General features: G+C 73.1%; 25 protein-coding genes. 23 read left to right on the plus strand and 2 right to left on the minus strand.

The annotated features are described in order from the left end of the window. Nucleotide 1: 1 nt before the first annotated feature. The 13 genes from ACP7BI_RS07955 (at nt 2) to ACP7BI_RS08015 (ending at nt 9,782) form a co-directional block, all read left to right on the plus strand. Nucleotides 2–238: an RNA-binding protein gene (locus ACP7BI_RS07955; protein WP_211448687.1), complete on the plus strand. Its 237-nt coding sequence runs from the start codon at nt 2–4 to the stop codon at nt 236–238. Beyond that, nucleotides 213–920 (plus strand): ribosome maturation factor RimM, encoded by a 708-nt coding sequence (gene rimM / locus ACP7BI_RS07960; protein ID WP_425844896.1) that lies wholly within the window; start codon nt 213–215, stop codon nt 918–920. The genes ACP7BI_RS07955 and rimM overlap by 26 nt, the downstream gene beginning before the upstream one ends. Nucleotides 921–923: 3 nt before the next feature. Continuing rightward, nucleotides 924–1,640 carry a tRNA (guanosine(37)-N1)-methyltransferase TrmD gene (trmD, locus tag ACP7BI_RS07965; protein WP_425844899.1) on the plus strand — a complete coding sequence of 239 codons (717 nt, stop codon included), beginning with the start codon at nt 924–926 and terminating at the stop codon, nt 1,638–1,640. A gap of 51 nt (nt 1,641–1,691) precedes the next feature. Further along, entirely contained in the window at nt 1,692–2,318 is a 627-nt protein-coding gene (locus tag ACP7BI_RS07970; protein ID WP_425844901.1) for a hypothetical protein, read from the plus strand. 169 nt (nt 2,319–2,487) lie between these two features. Continuing rightward, entirely contained in the window at nt 2,488–2,838 is a 351-nt protein-coding gene (gene rplS / locus ACP7BI_RS07975; protein ID WP_425844903.1) for a 50S ribosomal protein L19, read from the plus strand. 147 nt (nt 2,839–2,985) lie between these two features. After that, complete coding sequence (gene lepB / locus ACP7BI_RS07980; protein WP_425844905.1) at nt 2,986–3,765, plus strand: signal peptidase I; 780 nt, start codon at nt 2,986–2,988, stop codon at nt 3,763–3,765. Then, nucleotides 3,762–4,394 (plus strand): ribonuclease HII, encoded by a 633-nt coding sequence (locus ACP7BI_RS07985; protein ID WP_425844907.1) that lies wholly within the window; start codon nt 3,762–3,764, stop codon nt 4,392–4,394. Before lepB ends, ACP7BI_RS07985 begins: the two co-directional genes overlap by 4 nt. A gap of 41 nt (nt 4,395–4,435) precedes the next feature. Further along, entirely contained in the window at nt 4,436–4,759 is a 324-nt protein-coding gene (locus ACP7BI_RS07990; RefSeq protein WP_021011424.1) for a DUF2469 domain-containing protein, read from the plus strand. An 83-nt stretch (nt 4,760–4,842) separates the two neighbouring features. After that, nucleotides 4,843–5,196, plus strand: a complete 354-nt coding sequence (locus ACP7BI_RS07995) for a YraN family protein (protein ID WP_026373339.1) — start codon at nt 4,843–4,845, stop codon at nt 5,194–5,196. Then, nucleotides 5,193–6,704: a YifB family Mg chelatase-like AAA ATPase gene (locus ACP7BI_RS08000; RefSeq protein ID WP_425844909.1), complete on the plus strand. Its 1,512-nt coding sequence runs from the start codon at nt 5,193–5,195 to the stop codon at nt 6,702–6,704. The genes ACP7BI_RS07995 and ACP7BI_RS08000 overlap by 4 nt, the downstream gene beginning before the upstream one ends. Next, nucleotides 6,701–7,906, plus strand: coding sequence for a DNA-processing protein DprA (gene dprA / locus ACP7BI_RS08005; RefSeq protein ID WP_425844912.1), 1,206 nt, complete (start codon nt 6,701–6,703; stop codon nt 7,904–7,906). The genes ACP7BI_RS08000 and dprA overlap by 4 nt, the downstream gene beginning before the upstream one ends. 64 nt (nt 7,907–7,970) lie before the next feature. Then, nucleotides 7,971–8,879 (plus strand): metallophosphoesterase, encoded by a 909-nt coding sequence (locus ACP7BI_RS08010; RefSeq protein WP_425844914.1) that lies wholly within the window; start codon nt 7,971–7,973, stop codon nt 8,877–8,879. After that, on the plus strand, nt 8,880–9,782 hold the full coding sequence (locus ACP7BI_RS08015) for a tyrosine recombinase XerC (protein ID WP_425844916.1): 903 nt from the start codon (nt 8,880–8,882) through the stop codon (nt 9,780–9,782). On the opposite strand, the gene ACP7BI_RS08020 is transcribed toward ACP7BI_RS08015, so the two are convergent. After that, the gene (locus ACP7BI_RS08020) at nt 9,719–10,267 is read right to left on the minus strand and encodes a murein hydrolase activator EnvC family protein (RefSeq protein WP_425844918.1); all 549 of its coding nucleotides are present in this window, start codon (nt 10,265–10,267) and stop codon (nt 9,719–9,721) included. The two genes, ACP7BI_RS08015 and ACP7BI_RS08020, sit on opposite strands and share 64 nt — an antisense overlap. A gap of 279 nt (nt 10,268–10,546) precedes the next feature. On the opposite strand from ACP7BI_RS08020, the gene rpsB reads away from it, so the two are divergent. From rpsB to ACP7BI_RS08060, 8 genes are all read left to right on the plus strand, one after another. Continuing rightward, nucleotides 10,547–11,461, plus strand: a complete 915-nt coding sequence (gene rpsB / locus ACP7BI_RS08025) for a 30S ribosomal protein S2 (RefSeq protein ID WP_425844920.1) — start codon at nt 10,547–10,549, stop codon at nt 11,459–11,461. Between the two features lie 10 nt (nt 11,462–11,471). After that, on the plus strand, nt 11,472–12,299 hold the full coding sequence (gene tsf / locus ACP7BI_RS08030) for a translation elongation factor Ts (protein ID WP_425844922.1): 828 nt from the start codon (nt 11,472–11,474) through the stop codon (nt 12,297–12,299). A gap of 127 nt (nt 12,300–12,426) precedes the next feature. Continuing rightward, a complete protein-coding gene (gene pyrH, locus ACP7BI_RS08035) occupies nt 12,427–13,140 on the plus strand; it encodes a UMP kinase (protein ID WP_211448706.1) in 714 nt (237 codons plus the stop codon). Nucleotides 13,141–13,185: 45 nt separating this feature from the next. Then, nucleotides 13,186–13,740 carry a ribosome recycling factor gene (gene frr, locus ACP7BI_RS08040; RefSeq protein WP_425844924.1) on the plus strand — a complete coding sequence of 185 codons (555 nt, stop codon included), beginning with the start codon at nt 13,186–13,188 and terminating at the stop codon, nt 13,738–13,740. A gap of 22 nt (nt 13,741–13,762) precedes the next feature. Then, nucleotides 13,763–14,692 (plus strand): phosphatidate cytidylyltransferase, encoded by a 930-nt coding sequence (locus ACP7BI_RS08045; RefSeq protein ID WP_425844926.1) that lies wholly within the window; start codon nt 13,763–13,765, stop codon nt 14,690–14,692. 29 nt (nt 14,693–14,721) lie between these two features. After that, nucleotides 14,722–15,270 (plus strand): DivIVA domain-containing protein, encoded by a 549-nt coding sequence (locus ACP7BI_RS08050; RefSeq protein ID WP_211448712.1) that lies wholly within the window; start codon nt 14,722–14,724, stop codon nt 15,268–15,270. Between the two features lie 30 nt (nt 15,271–15,300). Next, nucleotides 15,301–15,978: a transglycosylase SLT domain-containing protein gene (locus ACP7BI_RS08055; RefSeq protein ID WP_425844928.1), complete on the plus strand. Its 678-nt coding sequence runs from the start codon at nt 15,301–15,303 to the stop codon at nt 15,976–15,978. Further along, the gene (locus tag ACP7BI_RS08060; protein ID WP_211448714.1) at nt 15,978–16,265 is read left to right on the plus strand and encodes a hypothetical protein; all 288 of its coding nucleotides are present in this window, start codon (nt 15,978–15,980) and stop codon (nt 16,263–16,265) included. The genes ACP7BI_RS08055 and ACP7BI_RS08060 overlap by 1 nt, the downstream gene beginning before the upstream one ends. A gap of 1 nt (nt 16,266) precedes the next feature. Here the strand turns inward: ACP7BI_RS08060 and ACP7BI_RS08065 are convergent, their stop codons facing one another. Then, complete coding sequence (locus ACP7BI_RS08065; protein ID WP_425844930.1) at nt 16,267–17,334, minus strand: AI-2E family transporter; 1,068 nt, start codon at nt 17,332–17,334, stop codon at nt 16,267–16,269. Nucleotides 17,335–17,540: 206 nt separating this feature from the next. Here ACP7BI_RS08065 and ACP7BI_RS08070 point away from each other — a divergent pair, with 206 nt between their 5' ends. Further along, nucleotides 17,541–19,487 (plus strand): hypothetical protein, encoded by a 1,947-nt coding sequence (locus tag ACP7BI_RS08070; protein ID WP_425844932.1) that lies wholly within the window; start codon nt 17,541–17,543, stop codon nt 19,485–19,487. After that, nucleotides 19,487–20,425, plus strand: a complete 939-nt coding sequence (locus tag ACP7BI_RS08075) for a tetratricopeptide repeat protein (protein ID WP_425844934.1) — start codon at nt 19,487–19,489, stop codon at nt 20,423–20,425. Before ACP7BI_RS08070 ends, ACP7BI_RS08075 begins: the two co-directional genes overlap by 1 nt. Nucleotides 20,426–20,479: the final 54 nt, after the last annotated feature.

Genomic DNA, 20,479 nt, shown 5'->3' on the forward strand with positions numbered 1-20,479 from the left:
GATGCTGCGCGACGCTCTCGAGCACCTGGTCAAGGGGATCGTCGATCGCCCTGACGACGTGCGCGTCGGCGCGCGCGAATCGCAGCGCGGCGAGGTCCTCGAGGTGCGCGTGCACCCCGAGGACCTCGGCCGCGTCATCGGGCGCGGCGGTCGCACCGCCGGCGCCCTGCGCACCGTGATCGGTGCGCTCCCCGGAGGGCGCCGCGTCCGCGTTGACGTGGTGGACACCGATCGCTAGGCCCGCCGTCCCGGCCCGCACCCAGCTGCGCGTCGGACGGATCGCGAGGGCCCACGGGCTCAAGGGCGCGCTGAAGATCGAGCTCTACACCGACGACCCCGGTCGCCGCTTCGTGCCCGGCGCGCGCTTCGCGCTGCAGGTGCCGACGTCGTCGAAGTGGCACGGCAAGTCGATCGAGCTCCTCGAGCTGCGCGTCTACAACGGCAGCCCCGTCGGCTTCTTCAAGGGCATCGTCGACCGCACCGAGGCCGAGAGCCTCGTGAAGGCGGTGCTGTGGGTCGAGCAGGACGCGACCGAGCTGCCGACCGAGCCCGACGCCTGGTACGTGCACCAGCTCGCTGGCCTCGAGGTGCACCGCGACGGCGAGCGCGTCGGCCGCGTCGTGCGCGTCGACGCGATGCCCGCGCAGGACATGCTGATCGTCGAGATCGCCGGCGACGAGGTGATGATCCCCTTCGTCAAGGCGATCGTGCCCGAGGTCGACCTGCGCGCCGGCCGCATCGTCATCACGCCGCCGCCTGGCCTGCTCGAGGAGCTCGAGGAACCGGCGCCCGCCGAGGCCGAGGCGCCCGCCGCCGACGCCTCGCCCGACGCGACCGACGCAGAGCCGCCCGCGCCCGCGGAGCCCGCCGACGCATCCGACCCCGAGACCTCGGAGACCGCCGACGACGAGCGGGCGTAGCCCGTGCGCGTCGACATCGTCACGATCTTCCCCGAGTTCTTCGGCGTGCTCGACGTCTCGCTGCTCGGCCGCGCGCGCCGCGAGCAGCTGCTCGAGCTGCACGTGCACGATCTGCGCGACCACACGCACGACCGGCACCGCACCGTCGACGACACGCCCTACGGCGGCGGCGCCGGCATGGTCATGCGGCCCGAGCCGTGGGGCGAGGCGTTCGACGAGCTGCTCGGGGAGGGCGAGACGGATGCCGTGGTCGTCTTCCCGACGCCCGCGGGCGTGCCGTTCACGCAGTCGCTCGCGCGCGAGCTCGCCGACGAGCCGCGGCTGATCTTCGCGTGCGGGCGCTACGAGGGCATCGACGCGCGCGTCGCGGAGCACGTCGCGACCCGAGCGCGCGTCATCGAGGTGAGCCTCGGCGACTACGTGCTCAACGGCGGCGAGGTCGCCGCGATGGCGATGATCGAGGCGATCGGCCGGCTCGTGCCGGGCGTCGTCGGCAATCCCGCCTCGCTCGTCGAGGAGAGCCACGAGGACGGCCTGCTCGAGCACCCCTCGTACACGAAGCCCGCCACCTGGCGCGGCCTCGACGTGCCAGAGGTGCTGCGCGGCGGCAACCACGGTGCGATCGCCGCTTGGCGGCGCGAGCAGGCGCTCGAGCGCACGCGGCGGGTGCGGCCGGACCTGCTGCCCGACGCGCTGCCGACCGACGGCGCGGGCGCGTAGCCCTCAGCGAACACGCGAGCGACGCCCGGGCGCGGTCGGTAGATTCGACCCATGGCCACCACCGCCCCCTCGACGCAGCGTCACGGTCCGCAGCGCCACTGGGCGCTGCGCGCGTTCTTCTGGATGATGATCGGCTCGATCGTCGTGCTGCCGGTGTGGATCATGTTCGGCCGCGCGCTCGCGGGCGCGCCGCTCGGCGACGCGCTGCTGCTGCAGGCGTTCCTCGGCCCGGGCCTCGCGATCCTCATCGGCGCGGTCGTCGGCATCACGATCGCGCGCAAGCAGGTGCGGAAGCCCCGCGCGGCGCAGTGGCGCGACGTGCGGCTGCTCGGCCCGTGGCTGCTCGTCATCGCGCTGCTCGGCGTCACGGTCGTCGACACCGCGGGCGACCGCACTGGGAGCGCGCTCACCGCGTGGTTCGGGGGCGGCTGGCTCACCGCCTCGCAGTCGTTCACCGCGATCGGCATCATGGCGACGATCATCGGCGCCGCCGTGCTGGTCTGGCTGCAGGCGCTCGAGCTCGGCCGCGAGACGCGGGCACGGGTCGAGCGCGCCGTCAACGACCTGCAGGCGCCGCTGCTCGAGCAGCAGGCGCGGCAGGCGGATGCGTCGTTCGAGCGCATCGAGGGACCGCAGTCCGGGCGCGTCATCAGCCCCGAGGGCGACGAGCTGCGCTGAGCGCGACGTTCGCGTTGGCGCGCGGGCGTCGGGTGTGGCAGGATTGATCGTTGGTGCCTCGCACCGCTTCCGCCCGAGCGCGGCCTCTGCCACAGGGGAGAGAGCGGGCACCAGAACCCCGAACCAATGACGCGGCCGACCTGTGGCGGCTGCAGAGAGCGATACCGCCATGCACATCCTCGACAAGGTCGACGCAGCCAGCCTCCGCACCGACGTCCCTGACTTCCGCCCCGGCGACAACGTCAAGGTGCACGTCAACATCATCGAAGGCTCGCGCTCGCGCGTGCAGGTCTTCCAGGGCGTCGTCATCGGCCGCCAGGGCCACGGCGTGCGCGAGACGTTCACCGTCCGCAAGGTCTCGTTCCAGGTCGGCGTCGAGCGCACCTTCCCGGTGCACTCGCCGGTCATCGACAAGATCGAGATCGTCAGCCGCGGCGACGTCCGTCGCGCCAAGCTCTACTACCTCCGCGGCCTGCGTGGCAAGGCCGCGAAGATCCGCGAGAAGCGCGACTTCTCCTGATCGAAGCGTGAAGCGGGGCCGGCTCGTCGGCCCCGCTTCCGCGTTCGCGGGCTCCGGTTCGTCACGGAATCGTGACCTCGCGCGACGCGTCCAACGGCTGGCGGCACCCCCCGCTCGCCTAGACTTGCCGAGGCGAAAGGGCGCGCGATGACGGACACGGTCGACACGGGCGAGACCCGTGCCGCGGGCCCGTCCCGACGGCGCGGCGTGCTGCTGTTCCTGCGCGACATCGTCGTCATCTTCCTCGTCGCGCTGCTCGTCTCGTTCCTCGTCAAGACGTTCCTCATCCGGCCCTTCTGGATCCCGTCCGAGTCGATGAACGACACGCTCCAGGTCGACGACCGCATCATCGTGAGCCTCCTCACGCCGACGCTCGTGCCCGTCGACCGCGGCGAGATCGTCGTCTTCGAGGACCCGGGCGGCTGGCTCCCCGAGCCCGCGCCGCAGCACGAGGAAGGCGGCATCGTCGGCGCGATCGACTGGTTCCTCACCTTCGTCGGGCTCGCCCCCGAGGACGACCACGGCTACCTCATCAAGCGCGTCATCGGCCTCCCGGGCGACCGGGTGCAGTGCTGCAACGACTTCGGCCAGCTCACCGTCGACGGCGTGCCGCTCGACGAGCCCTACCTGCACCTGGACCTCGCGGGTCAGCCGGCGAGCGCGCAGGGCTTCGACGTCACGGTGCCCGAGGGCCACGTCTGGGTGATGGGCGACAACCGCAACCACTCGGGCGACTCGCGCGCGCACATCGACGCGCCGGGCGGCGGCTTCGTGCCGATGCAGTCGCTCGTCGGCCGCGCGATCCTCGTCTCGTGGCCGCTCGAGCGCTGGGCGTGGCTCGACGACTACGAGTCGACCTTCGTCGGCATCGAGCCGCAAGGCGCTGCGCTCGGGCCGGTGAGCGCCGAGGCGGTGCCGTCGGCATGACCGTCGTGTCGCCGACGCTCGACCACGAGCGCGAGCTGTGGGCGGAGGCGCCCGTCGTCATCGGCATGGATGAGGTGGGTCGCGGTGCGCTCGCGGGTCCCGTGAGCGTCGGTGCGCTCGCGCTCCGCGACGGCTGCGGGCCGCACCCGGAGCACCTCCGCGACTCGAAGGCCATGACGGTGCTCCGCCGCACGGCGACGGCGCCGCTGGTGCGCGAGTGGGGCGTGAGCGCGGTCGGGCACGCCTCGAACGACGAGATCGACCGCTTCGGCATCCAGGTCGCGCTCGGCCTCGCGGGGCGGCGCGCGCTCGTCGCGCTCCACGCGCTCGGCGTGCATGTGCCGAGCGCCGCGATCCTGCTCGACGGCACGCACGACTGGCTCGCGCCGGCGCTCCGGGTGCCCGTGCGCACGGTGCTGCGCGCGAAGGCCGACCGCGACTGCGCATCCGTCTCGGGCGCCGCGCTCGTCGCGAAGGTCGAGCGCGACGAGCGGATGGTCGAGGCCGACGCCGTGCACGCCGGCTACGCGTGGGCGTCGAACAAGGGCTACGGCTCCGCCGCGCACCTCGCGGCCATCTCCGAGCTCGGGCCGACAGCCCTGCACCGGCGCACCTGGCTGCACCGCTGACGCGGCGAGGCCGTCCGGCCGGGGCGGCATAGGATGGATGCGTGGAACCCGAGGACATCGAGGACTACGACCGCGAGGTCGAGCTGGCCCTCTTCAAGGAGTACCGCGACGTCGTCGGCATGTTCAAGCACGTCGTCGAGACCGAGCGACGATTCTACCTCGCGAACGACGTCAAGGTCACGCGGCACGACGCCGGCACCGATTTCTACTTCGAGCTCGAGCTCACCGACGTCTGGGTGTGGGACATCTACCGCTCCGACCGGTTCATCAAGTCGGCGCGCATCCTGACCTTCAAGGACGTCAACGTCGAGGAGCTCGCCTCCCGCGACCTCGAGCTGCCGAAGGATCTCGCGATCGAGGAGTGACCCGCCGGGGCTGACCCGGCGTTCTCCACAGCCCGGCTCCCGCCCCGCACGGTCGGGGCGCCGCATCCGCTTTCCTCTCGCCCATGCGGGCGAAGGATGAGCTGGGGCTCGACGGCGAGGCCGCCGCGAGCGTGCACCTCGAGCGCGCGGGCATGCGCATCGTCGACCGGCGCTGGCGCTGCCCGCACGGCGAGATCGACATCATCGCCCTCGACGGCGAGACGCTCGTCTTCGTCGAGGTGAAGACGCGCCGCGGCACCGAGTTCGGGCATCCCTTCGAGGCGATCACGCCCGACAAGGTGCGGCGGCTGCGCACCCTCGTGGGCGTGTGGCTCGGCGAGCACCGCCACCGCGGGCCGATCCGCATGGACGCGGTCGCGGTGATCGCGCCGCGATCGGGGCGCTGGCGCGTCGAGCACCTGCGGGGCATCGAGTGAGCGGCTTCGGCCGCGCGGCGTGCGTCGCGCTGCAGGGGCTCGCGGGCGTCGGCGTGCAGATCGAGGTGCACGCCTCGAGCGGGCTGCCGCGCGTGCACATCGTGGGGCTGCCCGATCGCGCCGTGCAGCAGGCGCAGCACCGCACGTGGAGCGCGATCGCGCGCGCCGGCCTCACCGCGCCGCACGGCAAGACGGTCATCAACCTCACGCCCGCGTCGCTGCCCAAGGCCGGCACCCACTTCGACCTCGCGATGGGCATCGCGGTGCTGCGCGCGATGCGCGTCGTGCCGCCCGACGACGGCGAGACGGCGCTGCTCGGCGAGCTCGGGCTCGACGGCCGGCTGCGGCCGGTCGCCGGCACGCTGCCGCTCGCCCGGGCTGCGGCCGAGGCGGGCATGACGCGCGTGGTGGTGCCGACCGCGTCGGTCGACGAGGCCTCGCTCGTCGCCGGCGTCCGCGTGCTCGGCGCGCCGAGCCTCGCGCACGCCGCTGCGCTGCTCGGCGCCGAGCTCGACCCGGAGCCCGTCGAGCCCGTGCCGGCGGCCGCGCCCGTGCCGCGCACGCACGCGGACCTCGACCTCGCCGACGTCGTCGGCAACCGCGACGCCGTCGAGGCGCTCGAGATCGCGGCCGCCGGCTCCCACCATCTGCTCATGGTCGGGCCGCCCGGCGCCGGGAAGACGATGCTCGCGATGCGGCTGCCGGGGATCCTGCCGCCGCTCACCGAGCAGGAGGCGCTCGAGGTCGCATCGCTGCGCTCGCTCGCGGGCGAGCCGCCGCCATCGACGCTCGACGTGCTGCCGCCGTTCGAGCATCCGCATCACTCGGCCACCGCGGTCTCGCTCGTGGGCGGCGGATCGGGCACCATCCGGCCCGGCGCCGCCGCGCGCGCGACGCACGGCGTGCTCTTCCTCGACGAGGCGCCGGAGTTCCCGCGCACCGTGCTCGACATGCTGCGCCAGCCGCTCGAGTCGGGCACGATCACGATCCACCGCGCGGCGGGCGTCGCCACGTTCCCGGCCCGCTTCCAGCTGCTGCTCGCAGCCAACCCGTGCCCGTGCGGCCTCTTCGGCAGCGGCGACTGCACGTGCCCGCCGCAGCAGCGCCGCCGCTACTTCAGCCGGCTCTCTGGCCCCCTCCTCGATCGCGTCGACCTGCAGGTGCGCGTCGACCGGGTGCTGCCCGGCGCCGACGGCGCGCGACGATCGAGCGCGGAGGCGGCTGCCCGGGTGGCCGACGCGAGAGCGCGCGCCGCTCGTCGGCTCGCGGGCACCCCGTGGCGGGCGATGGGCCACGTGCCCGGGCCGTGGCTGCGGCGCAACCTGCCGCTCGGGCGGGAGCTGCTGCAGCCGCTCGAGCAAGCCGTCGAGCGCGGCGCCCTCACGATGCGCGGGCTCGACCGCGCCGTGCGCGTGGCGTGGACCATGGCCGACCTCGACGGCGACGACGGGCCGTCGCGCACGCACGTCGGGCGCGCGCTCGCGCTCAGGAAGGGGATCCCCGCATGAAGCCGTACCGCATCCAGCTCGAGCGGCTCAGGGCGGCCGTGGTGCCGACCATGCCGTCTGGCGTCGAGCCGACCGACGCGGAGGTCGTGGCCCGCTTCGCGGCCGGGGCGTGGACGGTGCTGCCCGAGCCCGGCGACGGCGCGGTCGGCGTTGCTCGCGAGCTCGTCGGCGATGTACGCGCGCTCGAGCTGCTCGTCGAGGGTGCTGCCGCGGCGACGTGGGCCGACGAGCTCGCCGACGCCGAGGCGGCGCGAGCGGTCGCGGCGGGCGTCGAGCGCTGGCGGTCGCGGCTCGAGGCCGAGCGGATCCTCGCCGCCTTCACGCAGGGCGCCGCCTTCGGGCAGGTGCTGCTCACGCGCGCCGATCCCAGTTGGCCGGCGAGCATCGACGACCTCGGGCCGCATGCTCCCGCCGGACTGTGGGTGCGCGGCGATCCGGCGATGCTCGAGCGCTGTGAGCGCTCGGCCGCGCTCGTCGGCTCGCGCGCATCGTCGGGCTACGGCGAGCTCGTGACCGGGCAGCTGGCCGCAGGGCTCGTCGATCGCGGGTTCGCGGTCGTCTCGGGCGGCGCCTACGGCATCGACGGCACGGCGCACCGCGCCGCGATGGCGGCGGGCGGCACGACCGTCGCGGTGCTCGCGGGCGGACTCGACCGCTTCTACCCCGCGGGCCACGACGAGCTGCTCCACCGCGTCGCCGCGGCGGGCTGCGTCATCGCGGAGGCGCCGAGCGGCGTGCCGCCCACGCGATGGCGGTTCCTCGCCCGCAACCGACTCATCGCGGCGCTCGCGAGCGCGACCGTCGTCGTCGAGGCGGGGAGCCGCTCGGGGTCCATCAACACCGCCGGGCACGCCGCGGCGCTCGGGCGGCCGCTCGGCGCGGTGCCCGGGCCAGTGACCTCCGGCGCGAGCACCGGCTGCCACCGGCTGCTGCGCGACTACGGAGCGACGGTGATCGAGCGAGCCGAGCACATCGTCGAGCTCGTCGACGGCCCCGGTGACGAGCAGCTCGCGATCGGCGGACTCTCGAGCGACGAGCTGCGCGTGCTCGACGCGCTGAGCGCGAGGGCGGCGCGCGACATCGACGAGCTCGCGGTGCGCACCGGCATGGCGCGGAGCGAGGTCGTCGCGTGCGTCTCGCTGCTCGAGCTCGGCGGCCGGGCGATCGAGCGCGGCCACGGGTGGGTGAAGGTCGCGACCTGAACGATCGGAGGCCGCTCCGGCGCGCTCGGGAAGCAGGGTCCGGGGGCATGGCTAGCCTGAGCGCGTGACCTACGGCATGCATCCGGACGCGGCGGTCGTGATCGCCCACCTCAGCGACACGCACCTGCTCGCGGGCGGCGCGCCGCTCGCAGGGCTGGTCGACACCGAGGCCCACCTCCGCGATACCGCGGCGCGACTGCGCGTCGCGGCCGCCGATGCCGACGTCGTCGTCGTCTCGGGCGACGTGGCCGACCTGGGGGAGCCGGGCGCCTACGCGCTCGCGCGCGAGATCCTCGAACCGGTCGCGGTGGAGCTCGGCGCGCGGATCGTCTGGACGGCCGGTAACCACGACGAGCGGCCCGCGATGCGCGAGGCGCTCGGCCTCGGCGGCGCGACGCTCGACCCGATCGACTCGATCATGGAGGTGGGCCGGCTGCGCATCGTCGCGCTCGACTCGAGCCTGCCCGGTTGGCACCACGGCGGCTTCGACGAGGGGCAGGCGGAGTGGCTCGCCGACGCGCTCGAGGACCCGCCCGCGCTCGGCTCCGTGCTCGTCATGCACCATCCGCCGCTGCCGTACCGCACCCGGCTCATGCGGCTGCTCGAATTCCGCGACGAGCAGCGGCTCCGCGAGGTCGTCGACGGCGCCGACGTGCGCGCGATCCTCTCGGGCCACCTCCACATCGGCGGCTCAGGGACCTTCGCCGAGGTGCCGGTCGTGCTCGCGAGCGCGACGAGCTACGCCGACGATCTCGCAGGCCCGCCTCCCGCGATGCACGGGATCGACGCGACGCAGTCGTTCAACCTCATCGAGGTCTACGCCGATGCGATCGCGCACTCCGTCGTGCCGGCGCTGGCGCACGAGTCGCGCGAGACGGTGCCCGCCGAGCTCGCGCGCGCAGTCGACGCGCTCGACCCCGCCGAGCGGCTCGACCGCTTCAGCCGCAAGCCTGCTCCGGCGGACGGCGCCTGAATGGACCTCGCCGAGGCGATCGAAGGCTTCCTCGCCCACCTCGAGCGCGAGCGCGGCTACGCCGCGAACACCGTGCGGGGCTACCGCGGCGACCTCCGGAGCCTCGAGGAGCACTGCGAGCGCGCCGGCATCCGCGATGCCGCTGACGTCGACCTCGACGCGCTCCGCGACTGGCTCTACGCGAGCGCCCAGGCGGGCATGGGCAAGTCGACCATCGCGCGGCGATCGGCCGCGGCGCGCGGGTTCAGCCGCTGGATCGCCGCGCACGGCGGAGACGACGTCGCGGCGCGGCTGCGCACGCCGAAGCGCGACCGCCACTTGCCGCGCGTGCTCTCGCGGCAGGCGATCGACGCGGTGCTCGGCTCGCTGCACGAGGCGGCCGCGGACGGCGATGCGGCGGCGCTCCGCGACGTCGCCGTCGTAGAGCTGCTCTACGCGAGCGCGCTGCGGGTGAGCGAGCTCGTCGGGCTCGACGTCGACGACGTCGACCTCGAGCGGCTCACCGTGCGCGTCACGGGCAAGGGCTCGAAGGAGCGGGTCGTCCCGTTCGGCCGACCCGCGCTCGACGCGGTCGTCGACTGGCTCCGCAGCGGCCGCCCGCAGCTCGTCTGCGCCGCGCGCTCGCAGCCCGCGCTCTTCCTCGGCGCGCGGGGTGGCCGGCTCGGGCAGCGACGCGTGCACGAGCTCGTGACGTCGCTCCTCGAGGCGACGCCGGGCTCGGGGCCCCACGGGCCGCACACCCTCCGCCACACCGCGGCGACGCATCTCCTCGACGGCGGCGCCGACCTCCGTGCGGTGCAGGAGATGCTCGGCCACTCGAGCCTCGGCAGCACGCAGATCTACACGCACGTCTCGCTCGAGCGCCTCGCCGAGGCGTACCGCACCGCCCACCCTCGCGCTTGAGGGCACCCGCGCGCCCGAGCGCATCCGCGTCCCAGCGTGCGCTTGCCGCCTCGCATGGGCAGCAGCACCGGCCGCTCGACGCCGAGCAGCGGCAGCGGGTCGACGTACTGCCCGGCGAGCCGCGCCCCGAGGTGCAGCCTCGTCGAGCCCGGCACGTGACCGGCGAGGAGGGTGCCGATCCGGTCGCCTCGACGGACGACGTCGCCGCGCGCGACGGAGGGCTCGACCGGCTCGAAGCTCGACACGAGGCCGCCCGCGTGCTCGATCGAGACGACCGGCCTGCCGGCGACCTGGCCCGCGAAGCGCACCGTGCCGTCGTCGGGCGCGACGACCGCCGAGCCCGGCGCCGCCTCGAGGTCGATGCCGCGATGCCCGGGCCCGTAGGGGCCAGCGGCCATGTCGAACGCGCGCGCGACGGTCGCGGGCTCGACGGGCCACGCCCACGGCGCGACCGCGAGCGCGAGCAGGATCGCGAGCGCACGCATGCCGACAGGGTGGCGCGAAGGCCCACCAGGCGGGGCGGATGCGCTCGGCACCGGTGGAGAACGGGGCTGCGACGGCGGGCCCCGCGGCGTGTAGCATGGGAGGGCGTCGCCTCTCGGCGATGACTACGCGCGCCCGTCGCGACGACACCTCCGTTGGTCCAGCTCTCGAGCACAGAGCCTGCAAGTCCCGTGCCCGAGCGCCTGGTGGTGGTGCGTCAGGGCGCCAGGGGCTCGGCCGACCGGTCGAGCTGGCAACCAGAACAGAAGAAGGAGGCGGCCATGGCCGTCGTCACGACTCGCCAGCTGCTCGACAGCGGCGTGCACTTCGGGCACCAGACCCGACGCTGGAACCCCAAGATGAAGCGATTCATCTTCACCGAGCGCTCCGGCATCTACATCATCGACCTGCAGCAGTCGCTCGCCCACATCGACAAGGCGTACGACTTCGTCAAGGAGACGGTCGCCCACGGCGGCAGCGTGCTCTTCGTCGGCACGAAGAAGCAGGCGCAGGAGTCGATCGCCGAGCAGGCGACGCGCGTGGGCCAGCCCTACGTGAACCAGCGCTGGCTCGGTGGTCTGCTCACGAACTTCAACACGGTCTCCAAGCGCCTCAGCCGCATGAAGGAGCTCGAGGAGCTCGACTTCGACGACACGACGCAGGGCTACACGAAGAAGGAGCTGCTGCTCAAGAAGCGCGAGCTCCTCAAGCTGCAGAAGTCGCTCGGCGGCATCCGCAACCTGCAGCGCACGCCGTCCGCGCTGTGGATCGTCGACACGAACAAGGAGCACCTCGCGGTCGACGAGGCGAAGAAGCTCGGCATCCCGATCATCGCCATCCTCGACACGAACTGCGACCCCGACGACGTCACGTACCCGATCCCGGGCAACGACGACGCGATCCGCTCGGTCGCGCTGCTGACGAAGATCGTGGCCGACGCGGCTGCCGAGGGGCTCATGCAGCGCCACGGCGGCGGTGCGGACGCCGAGGTCGAGCCGATGGCCGAGTGGGAGCGCGAGCTCCTGGAGCAGGCCAACGCCGAGCAGGCCAACGCCGAGCAGGCCGACGCCGAGCAGGCCGCTGCGCCCGCCGCTGACGAGGCCGCCGCCGAGGCGCCCCTCGCCGAGGAGGCCCCCGCCGTGGAGGCTCCCGCCGCCGAGACCACCGAGGACGCCACCGCGTCCGAGTCGAACTAAGGAGCAGCGCATGGCCAACATCAGCATCGCCGACCTCAAGATGCTGCGCGAGCAGCTCGGCACCGGCATGAGCGACACGAAGGCGGCCCTCGAGGAGGCCGGCGGCGACGTCGAGAAGGCGACCGAGATCCTCCGCCTCAAGGGCGCGAAGGGCAACGCGAAGCGCGCCGACCGCTCCACGAGCGAGGGCCTCGTCGCCGTCGCCGAGGGCGAGGGCGCCGTGACGATGATCGCGCTCGGCTGCGAGACGGACTTCGTCGCGAAGAACGAGAAGTTCATCGCGCTCTCCGAGCGCGTCGTCGCGGCCGTCGCCGCGGCAGGCGCCGCCGACCTCGAGTCGGCGCTCGCCGCTCCGGCCGAGTCGGGCACCGTCAAGTCGATCATCGAGGAGCAGGCCGCCACCATCGGCGAGAAGGTCGAGCTCACGAAGGTCACGCGCGTCGAGGGCGACCAGCACGCCGTCTACCTGCACCGCACGTCGAAGGACCTGCCCCCGCAGGTCGGCGTCGTGGTCGCCTACTCGGGCGACGACGCGGAGACGGCGCGCGCCGTCGCGCAGCACATCGCGATGTTCGACCCGACCTTCGTCTCGCGCGACGAGGTGCCGGCCGAGCAGGTCGAGAAGGAGCGCGAGCTCGTCTCGGAGATCGCTCGCGGCGAGGGCAAGCCCGAGGGTGCCCTGCCGAAGATCATTGAGGGCCGCCTCACCGGGTTCTTCAAGCAGATCGTCCTGCTCGACCAGGACTACGCCCGCGACAGCAAGCAGACCGTCGGCAAGGTCCTCGAGGCCGCCGGCCTGACGGTCACCGGCTTCGCGCGCTTCAAGGTCGGCGCGTAGCAGCACGCAGCACGCAGCACTGGAGGGCCGGGGGAGACCCCGGCCCTCTGGCGTTCCCGTCTTCGCGGTTCCCGGGTCGCGGTAGGCTTCTCAGGGCCCGCCGGGGGTCACGATCCAGGAGGAGTCCATGCCAGCACAGTCGCGCCGCCGAGTCCTCCTGAAGCTCTCGGGCGAGTCGTTCGGCGGCGGCAGCCTCGGCGTGAACCCCGACGTGGTCTCCGCGATCGCGAAGCAGATCGCCGAGGCGGCCGAGACCGTCGAGATCGCGATCGTCGTCGGCGGCGGCAACTTCTTCCGCGGCGCAGAGCTGAGCCAGCGCGGCATGGACCGAGGCCGCGCCGACTACATGGGCATGCTCGGCACGGTCATGAACTCCCTCGCGCTGCAGGACTTCCTCGAGCAGGCGGGCGCCGAGACGCGCGTGCAGTCGGCCATCCAGATGACGCAGGTCGCCGAGCCGTACATCCCGCGTCGCGCCGAGCGCCACCTCGAGAAGGGCCGCGTCGTCATCTTCGGCGCCGGCGCCGGCCTGCCCTACTTCTCGACCGACACGGTCGCGGCGCAGCGCGCGCTCGAGATCGACGCCGACCAGGTGCTCGTCGCCAAGAACGGCGTCGACGGCGTCTACAGCGCCGACCCGAAGCTCGACGCAACCGCCACCCGCTTCGACGAGATCACCTACCAGGACGCGCTCGTGCGCGGCCTCAAGGTCGTCGACTCCACGGCGTTCAGCCTGTGCATGGACAACCGGATGCCGATGCGCGTCTTCGGCATGGACGGCGACGGCGCGCTCGCCAAGGCGATCCTCGGCGAGCCGGTCGGCACGCTCGTCCGCGCCTGATCCCGCGATCCGCGCACTAGAATCCACAGCAACGGAAGGAACCACGTGATCAGCGACGTTCTGGCTTCGGCCAAGGAGAAGATGGCCCAGTCGATCGAGGTCGCGAAGGACGACTTCCAGACGGTGAGCGCCGGGCGCGCCAACGCGGCGCTGTTCCAGCGCCTCAACGTCGAGTACTACGGCACGCCGACGCCGCTCGTGCAGCTCGCGTCGTTCCAGCAGCCCGAGGCTCGCACGCTCGTCATCACGCCGTTCGACAAGTCGGCGCTCAAGGAGATCGAGCGCGCGATCGTCAACGCCCCGCACCTCGGCGTGACGCCGTCGAACGACGGCCAGATCGTGCGCATCACCATGCCCGAGCTCACGGCCGAGCGCCGCAAGGACTACGTCAAGATCGTCAAGGACAAGGCCGAGCAGGCCCGCGTCGCGATCCGCAACGTGCGCCGCCAGGCGATGACCGACCTCGACAAGCTCACCGGCGAGGTCGGGGACGACGAGATCGCGCGCGCCGAGAAGGAGCTCGAGCAGGTCACGAAGCAGGCGATCGAGGGCGTCGACGAGGCGCTCAAGAAGAAGGAGGCCGAGCTCCTCGAGGTCTGATCGAGGGCTCGGGAGGCGACGGATGCGCAAGGAGCACCGCAGCGCCGCCGAGATCGACGCCCAGATCCAGGCGCAGATCCACGCGGCCAGGGATCAGATCGAGGCGACTCGCGCGCGCGTGAACAAGCGCACCGGCCGCGATCTCGCCGCCGCGATCGGCATCGGCCTGCTGCTCGGCGCGCTCCTGCTCGCGAGCATGCTGTGGGTCAAGGAGCTCTTCATGCTCTTCGGCACGGTCATGGTCGGGTTCGCGCTCTACGAGCTCGCGAGCGCGCTGCGGTTCGCCGGCCGCGACGTGCCCCGCATCCCGCTCGTGCTGCTCGGCAGCGCGATCGTGCCGATCACGTGGTACTTCGGCGCCGCGGGACTGTGGTGGTCGACGCTCGGGGCGATCGCGCTCGTCGCGCTCGTGCGCGTGCTCGAGCTCGCCGACGTGCGCACCCGCACCGGCGCATCCGCCGTCTTCGCCGACGTCACGGGCGGTGCGCTCTGCATCGCCTACATCGCGGTGCTCGGCAGCTTCGCCGTGCTGCTCACGGCGCAGGAGGGCGGCCAGTGGTGGACGCTCGCGATGATCGCCATGACGACCGTCATCGATACCGGAGCGCTCGCCGCCGGCGTGCTGCTCGGCAAGCACAAGCTCGCGCCGCGCATCAGCCCTGGCAAGACGTGGGAGGGCCTCGCGGGCGGCGCGCTGCTCGCGACGCTCACGGGCATCGCGCTCTCGGTGTGGCTGCTCGACCAGGAGTGGTGGTTCGGCTTCATCCTCGCCGCGCTGCTCGTCGTCACCGCGACGGTCGGCGACCTCGCCGAGTCGATCATCAAGCGCGACCTCGGCATCAAAGACATCGGATCGTTCCTGCCGGGCCACGGCGGCTTCCTCGACCGGCTCGACTCCGTGCTGCCGAGCGCGGTCGTGATGATGGCGCTCTTCCAGGTGGTGCACGCCTGAGGCGAGCCGCCCCTGACATGATGGTGACGATGAGCACGTTCCCGAGGGCGAAGAGGTCGCAGCCCGGCTACGACATCGAGCAGGTCGAGGACTTCCTCGAGGATGCTCGACGGGCCTACGCGACCGATGCCCGCGCCGCGACGGCGATCGACTCGTCGAGCATCCGGCGCACGAGCTTCCCGATGCAGAAGGGCGGCTACTCGCCCGCGCACGTCGACGCCGCGCTCGAGCGGCTCGAGGAGGCGTTCGCGCGGCGCGAGCACGAGCGCGGGATCGCCGAGCACGGGGAAGAGGCGTGGTACGCGCAGATCCGCGAGCGCGCCGTGCAGGTGCTCGCGCAGCTGCGCCAGGGCGACGGCGAGCGCTTCCGGCGCGTGAGCCGCATCTCGCGCGGCTACCGGGTCGCCGAGGTCGACGCGTTCGCCGCCCGCATCGCCGACTACCTCGAGGACGGACCCGACATGTCGGCTCGCGAGGTGCGCACGGCCCAGTTCGACGCGCAGTTCGGGGGCTACGACGAGGACGAGGTGGATGCGCTCCTCGACACCGTCGTGGGCCTCATGCTGGCGGTGCGCTGACCCTCGCACCCTCGGCTTCGTTACCATTCCGTGATAACGTCGACCCTCGTGTTCACCCGATCTGCCACCGCTTCCGCGCGCTCGACGCGCACTCGCGGCGTGCTCTCGGGCGTCTCGCTCGTCGCCGCTGCGGGCTTCGTGCTCGTCTCCGTCGCCGCGAGCCCGGGCGCGCAGGTCGCTGCCGAGCCGGCCACGCTGCTGAGCGAGCCGCGACCCGGGCAGGCGCTCGGCGAGGTCACCGGCGAGCAGGCGTCGCTCATCCGCGACACGATCGTCGTGCACACGCCCACGCCGACGCCCACGCCCACGCCTGAGCCCGCGCGCGCCGCAGCGGCTCCCGCGGCAGGCAGCGGCGGCACGGCAGCGCGCGCGGCGGTGCCGATCCCCGCGGTCGCCGCGCCCGACCCCGGCTCCGCCCAGGCGATCGCGCGCCAGATGGTGCTGAACCGCGGCTGGGGAGAGGACCAGTACTCCTGCCTCTACTCGCTGTGGCAGAAGGAGTCGAACTGGAACGTCTACGCGCAGAACCGCTCGAGCGGCGCGTACGGCATCCCGCAGTCCCTGCCCGGCTCCAAGATGGCCTCGGCCGGAGCCGACTGGCAGACGAACCCCGTGACGCAGATCACGTGGGGCCTCGGCTACATCTCGGGCCGCTACGGCACCCCGTGCGGCGCCTGGGCGCACTCGCAGCGGGTCGGCTGGTACTGATGCCGTCGCGGCGGCCGTCCCGTCGCCGCACCACCGAGCACGTGCCGCTCGACGTCGAGCGGCTCATGCAGGGCGTGCGGCGCGTCGAGCGGCGCGCGGGCGGCGAGTGGCACGTGCAGCCGATGGCGGCGCACGCGGCGCTCAAGGACTACACGTGCCCGGGCTGCGGCCAGGTCGTCGCGACCGGCACCGCGCACGTCGTCGTCTGGCGCGCCGACTCGATCTTCGGCGAGCGGGCGATCGAGGACCGCCGCCACTGGCACACCGGCTGCTGGCGCGCCGCCTGAGCTACTTCAGATCCTGCTTCGGGATCACGACTTCCTTCAGGATCAGCTGGATCGCTGCCGCGACCGGGATCGCGACGAGCGCCCCGAGGATGCCGAGCAGGGTGCCGCCCGTGAGGGCCGCGAGCACGACCACGACGCCCGGCACCTTCACCGCGCGGTTCATGACCTGCGGGCTGATGACGTACGCCTCGAGCTGCATGTAGACGAGGTACCAGATCGCGACCGGCAGGGCTGTCTGCGGTCCGTCGAGCAGCAGCACGAGCAGTGAGATGACGACGGATGCGGTGATGGTGCCGACGAGCGGGATGGTCGAGGCGATGAGCGCGATGAAGGCGTAGACGCCCGCGAGCTCGGAGCCGACGATCGAGAGCACGATGAGGGAGAGCGTGCCGTTGAGCAGGCCGAGCGCGCCCTGGCCGAGCACGAAGCGGCCGACCGACTTCATGATCTGCTCGGCGATCTCGATGAACTTGGGTCGTGACGACGCCGGCACGAGCCGGTACATGCCCGACTTGATCGCCGGCAGCGAGCCCGTGAAGTAGAGCATCAGCACGACGACGATGAGCGCGCCGCCGATCGCGAACGCGACCTGCCCGACGCTCGCGACGATCGACCCGAGCACCTCCGCCATCCACGGCGGCAGCGACGACCAGGTGTTGAAGTCGGTGAGCGCGCCGCCGAGCTGGTCGAGCGTGCCGTCGACGTCGAAGGCCGGGAACGTCTCGCGCACCCAGTCGAGCACGCTGTCGAGCAGGCCGCTCTCGACCTCCTGCGCGATCGCCTGCACGAGGAGCGAGAACTGCGCCACGATCGTCGGCACGATGAGCCAGCCGGCGCCCACGAGCGCCGCGACGATCACGATGAAGATCAGCAGCACCGCGGCCCAGCGCGGCACGCGGCGGCGGATGAGGAACTGGATGACCGGCTCGAGGCCGAGCGCGAGGAAGATGCCGGCGAACGCCCACACGAGCACGGTGCCGATCTGCTGCACCGCCGCGCCGATGGCGATGGCCAGGAGCACGCCCAGGCCGCCGAGCAGGCCGAGCACGAAGGCGTTGCGGATCTTCACAACCCGCATCCTAGGCTCACGCCGCACGCCGCTCCCTGCACGCCGCGCGGCCGAGCGGAGCCCGCTATCACCGGGCGCTTGGCAGCACCCAGGGATCGTCGGTACCCTGGAGGCTTGCCCGCTCTGCGTCGTCCGGCCGGACGGCCCGCCGCAACCCGCGGCGAGCGTGAAAGGACCTCTGACCCGTGCGATACATCCTCGCGGCCGTGAGCCTCGCGATCTCGCTCGTGCTGCTCGGCCTCGGCATCGGGCAGCGCACGATCTGGGCGCCGCCGGAGACGATCGTCGCCCAGGTCCAAGAGCCCGCCGAGTCCCAGGTCGTCATCATCCCGGGTGAGGCGATGAACGCGCACGACGGCGTGCAGACGCTCACCGTCGAGGGCGACGGCCCCGTCACCGCGGTCGTCGGCCGCGCCCACGACGTCGCCGGCTGGGTCGGTGAGAGCGCGCACGCGATCGCGAGCGTCGACGAGACCGACGCCCTCGTGCTCGACGAGCAGCGCGGCGACGAGGACCCCCTGCCCCAGATCGCCGGCAGCGACATGTGGATCGAGGAGACGCAGGGTGAGGGATCGATCGAGCTGACGATCGACCTGCCGATCGGCTACTCGGTCGCCATCACGGGCGCGCCCGGCGAGGCCGCCCCGGCGGCGATCGGCGTCGCGTGGCCGTTCGATGCGAAGACGCCGCTCTTCGGCCCGCTCATCACCGCCGGCCTCGTCTTCCTCGCGCTCGCGCTGCTGTTCCTGCTGCTCGCGCTGCGCCACCACCGTCGCCGCCGCGGCCCGCAGCGCCGCAGCCACCGCGAGCTCTCGCGCACCGAGCGCCGCGCGCTGCGCCGCGAGGCGCAGGAGGGCCTGCCGCTGCCCGCGAAGCCCATCTCGCCCGCGCCGCCCGCCGGCGAGCAGGGCGCGGTCGAGGCGGATGGGTCGACGCCGTCGAGCGCGGAGCCCGCGTCGGAGACGGCTTCGGCGTCGTCGGCCGAGCAGGGTGCCGACGGCGCGCCCGCCGCGGCGTCCGCGCCCGAGCCCGGGACGGCATCCGCCCCCGACACCCCCGAGCGCGAGTCGGGCACGCGCGAGCGGCGCGCGACGCGCTCGCGCCGCAGCCGCTTCGGGCTCATCGCCCTGCCCGTCGTCGCGATCGTCGGCCTCACCGGCTGCGGGCCCCAGTACTGGCCCGGTGGCGAGACGGAGGCGGCCCCGACCGACGCGCCCACGCCCTCGACGCTCGAGGAGACCCTGCCGCCGGTCGCGCTCACCGAGAACCAGTTCGACCGCGTGCTCGAGTCGACGCGCGAGACGGTCGCCGAGGCCGACGAGGCGCTGAACGCCGAGGTCGCCGCGAGCCGCCTCGCGGGCCCGATGCTCGAGGCCCGCACGACGAACTACCAGGTGCGCTCGCAGAACGCCGAGCTCGCGCCGGCGCCCGGGATCCCCGACGGCGAGGTCGAGCTGCTGCTCCCGCAGCAGACGGAGGTGTGGCCCCGCTCGGTCATGGCCGTCGTCGGGTGGCAGGACGGCGCGCAGGCCCAGTCGGCGCTCATGTTCCAGCAGCCCGACGCGCGCTCCAACTACCGGCTCGCCTACATGATGACGCTCGCCTCTGGCGTGCAGCTGCCGGCCGTCGCCAGCCCGACGATCGGCGCCGCGAGCCTGCCGGGCGACACCCCGCTGCTGCTGCACCGGCCGAACGAGATCACCGCCGCGTACGCCGACGTGATCCTGAACGGCGCCGAGTCGCAGTACAACTCGTGGTTCCGCGAGGAGGGGGATGCGCTGCGCGCCGAGATCGGACGTCCCGCGAAGGACGCGATGCGCGCGCTGCCCGAGTTCGAGCTCTCGAACCTCGAGTGGAGCGTCGCCGAGGACGAGCAGGCGCCGATGCTGCTCGTCACGAACGAGGGCGGCGCGCTGCTGGCGACGTCGTTCCTCGAGACGCAGCGCACCACCCCGACGGAGAGCGGCGTCGAGATCGAGGCGCAGGCCGGCGCGGGCATCCTCGCCGGCGTCCAGCAGTCGGACACCGGGATTGAGACGACCTACCAGATCCAGGTGCTCTTCTCGGTGCCGCCGGCGGATGCGCCGGAGGGCACGCAGATCCAGGTCGTCGGCTACAGCCAGTCGCTCGTGAGCGCAAGGGAGGTCCAGTGATGTCGGAGGCTCGACTGCCAGCGTCGATGGGGGGAGCGGTCGACCTGTCGGCCCTCGCCGCCCGCCACGAGCAGCCCGCGCCCTCGCCCGCGGGGGACGGCGCGCCCGGCGGCATGCCGAGCGCGATCATCGACGTCACCGACGCCGACTTCGCGCAGGTCGTCGAGCTCTCGAACCGCGTGCCGGTCATCATCGACATCTGGGCCGAGTGGTGCGGGCCGTGCAAGCAGCTCTCGCCGGTGCTCGAGCGCCTCATCCAGGGCCACGGCGGCCGGCTCGTGCTCGCGAAGGTCGACGCCGACACGAACCCGCAGCTCGTGCAGGCGTTCAACGCGCAGTCGATCCCGACGGTCGCGGCTGTCATCGGGGGCCGCCCGGCGCCGCTCTTCACCGGCGCCCTGCCGGAGGAGCAGGTGAAGGACGTCCTCGAGCAGGTGCTCGCGTTCGCCGAGCAGCAGGGCATCACCGGTCGCGTGCCGGTCGGCGACGCCGACGAGGCGCCCGCCGAGCCCGCGCCCGAGCCGGTGCCGCCGCTGCACCAGGAGGCGTACGACGCGCTCGAGACGGGCGACCTGCCCGCAGCGATCGCGGCGTTCGAGAAGGCGATCGCGCAGAACCCGCGCGACGCCGACGCGATCGCCGGGCTCGCGCAGGTGCGGCTGCTCTCGCGGCTGCAGGGCAAGACGACCGACGAGGTGCGCGCTGCTGCGGCCGCGGCGCCGCGCGACATCGAAGCGCAGATGCTCGCGGCAGACCTCGACGTCTCGGGCGGGCACGTCGAGGATGCGTTCCTGCGGCTGCTCGAGCTCATGGCGACGCTGCCGGGCGACGAGAAGCAGGACGTTCGCCTGCGGCTGCTCGACCACTTCGAGATCGTCGGTCTCGAGGACCCGCGCGTGATCGCGGCGCGCAAGCGCCTGACCGCGCTCCTCTACTAGCCACGCCGGCGCTCCGCCCGCAGCGGCGGCGCCGAGTGGCGCCTCCGGCGGGTG

The organism is Agrococcus sp. TSP3-2-1, assembly GCF_049897585.1.
In the GTDB taxonomy this organism is placed as follows: Bacteria; Actinomycetota; Actinomycetes; order Actinomycetales; family Microbacteriaceae; genus Agrococcus.

Excerpts from the sequence above, each read along its gene's own strand:
- ACP7BI_RS08015 (WP_425844916.1), top strand. The coding sequence starts at position 8,880 with ATGGACCTCGCCGAGGCGATCGAAGGCTTCCTCGCCCACCTCGAGCGC.
- ACP7BI_RS08020 (WP_425844918.1), bottom strand. The coding sequence starts at position 10,267 with ATGCGTGCGCTCGCGATCCTGCTCGCGCTCGCGGTCGCGCCGTGGGCG.
- lepB (WP_425844905.1), top strand. The coding sequence starts at position 2,986 with ATGACGGACACGGTCGACACGGGCGAGACCCGTGCCGCGGGCCCGTCC.
- ACP7BI_RS07985 (WP_425844907.1), top strand. The coding sequence starts at position 3,762 with ATGACCGTCGTGTCGCCGACGCTCGACCACGAGCGCGAGCTGTGGGCG.
- ACP7BI_RS07995 (WP_026373339.1), top strand. The coding sequence starts at position 4,843 with ATGCGGGCGAAGGATGAGCTGGGGCTCGACGGCGAGGCCGCCGCGAGC.
- ACP7BI_RS08075 (WP_425844934.1), top strand. The coding sequence starts at position 19,487 with ATGTCGGAGGCTCGACTGCCAGCGTCGATGGGGGGAGCGGTCGACCTG.
- pyrH (WP_211448706.1), top strand. The coding sequence starts at position 12,427 with ATGCCAGCACAGTCGCGCCGCCGAGTCCTCCTGAAGCTCTCGGGCGAG.
- rpsB (WP_425844920.1), top strand. The coding sequence starts at position 10,547 with ATGGCCGTCGTCACGACTCGCCAGCTGCTCGACAGCGGCGTGCACTTC.
- rplS (WP_425844903.1), top strand. The coding sequence starts at position 2,488 with ATGCACATCCTCGACAAGGTCGACGCAGCCAGCCTCCGCACCGACGTC.
- dprA (WP_425844912.1), top strand. The coding sequence starts at position 6,701 with ATGAAGCCGTACCGCATCCAGCTCGAGCGGCTCAGGGCGGCCGTGGTG.
- ACP7BI_RS08045 (WP_425844926.1), top strand. The coding sequence starts at position 13,763 with ATGCGCAAGGAGCACCGCAGCGCCGCCGAGATCGACGCCCAGATCCAG.
- ACP7BI_RS08050 (WP_211448712.1), top strand. The coding sequence starts at position 14,722 with ATGAGCACGTTCCCGAGGGCGAAGAGGTCGCAGCCCGGCTACGACATC.
- tsf (WP_425844922.1), top strand. The coding sequence starts at position 11,472 with ATGGCCAACATCAGCATCGCCGACCTCAAGATGCTGCGCGAGCAGCTC.
- ACP7BI_RS07955 (WP_211448687.1), top strand. The coding sequence starts at position 2 with ATGCTGCGCGACGCTCTCGAGCACCTGGTCAAGGGGATCGTCGATCGC.
- ACP7BI_RS07970 (WP_425844901.1), top strand. The coding sequence starts at position 1,692 with ATGGCCACCACCGCCCCCTCGACGCAGCGTCACGGTCCGCAGCGCCAC.
- ACP7BI_RS08060 (WP_211448714.1), top strand. The coding sequence starts at position 15,978 with ATGCCGTCGCGGCGGCCGTCCCGTCGCCGCACCACCGAGCACGTGCCG.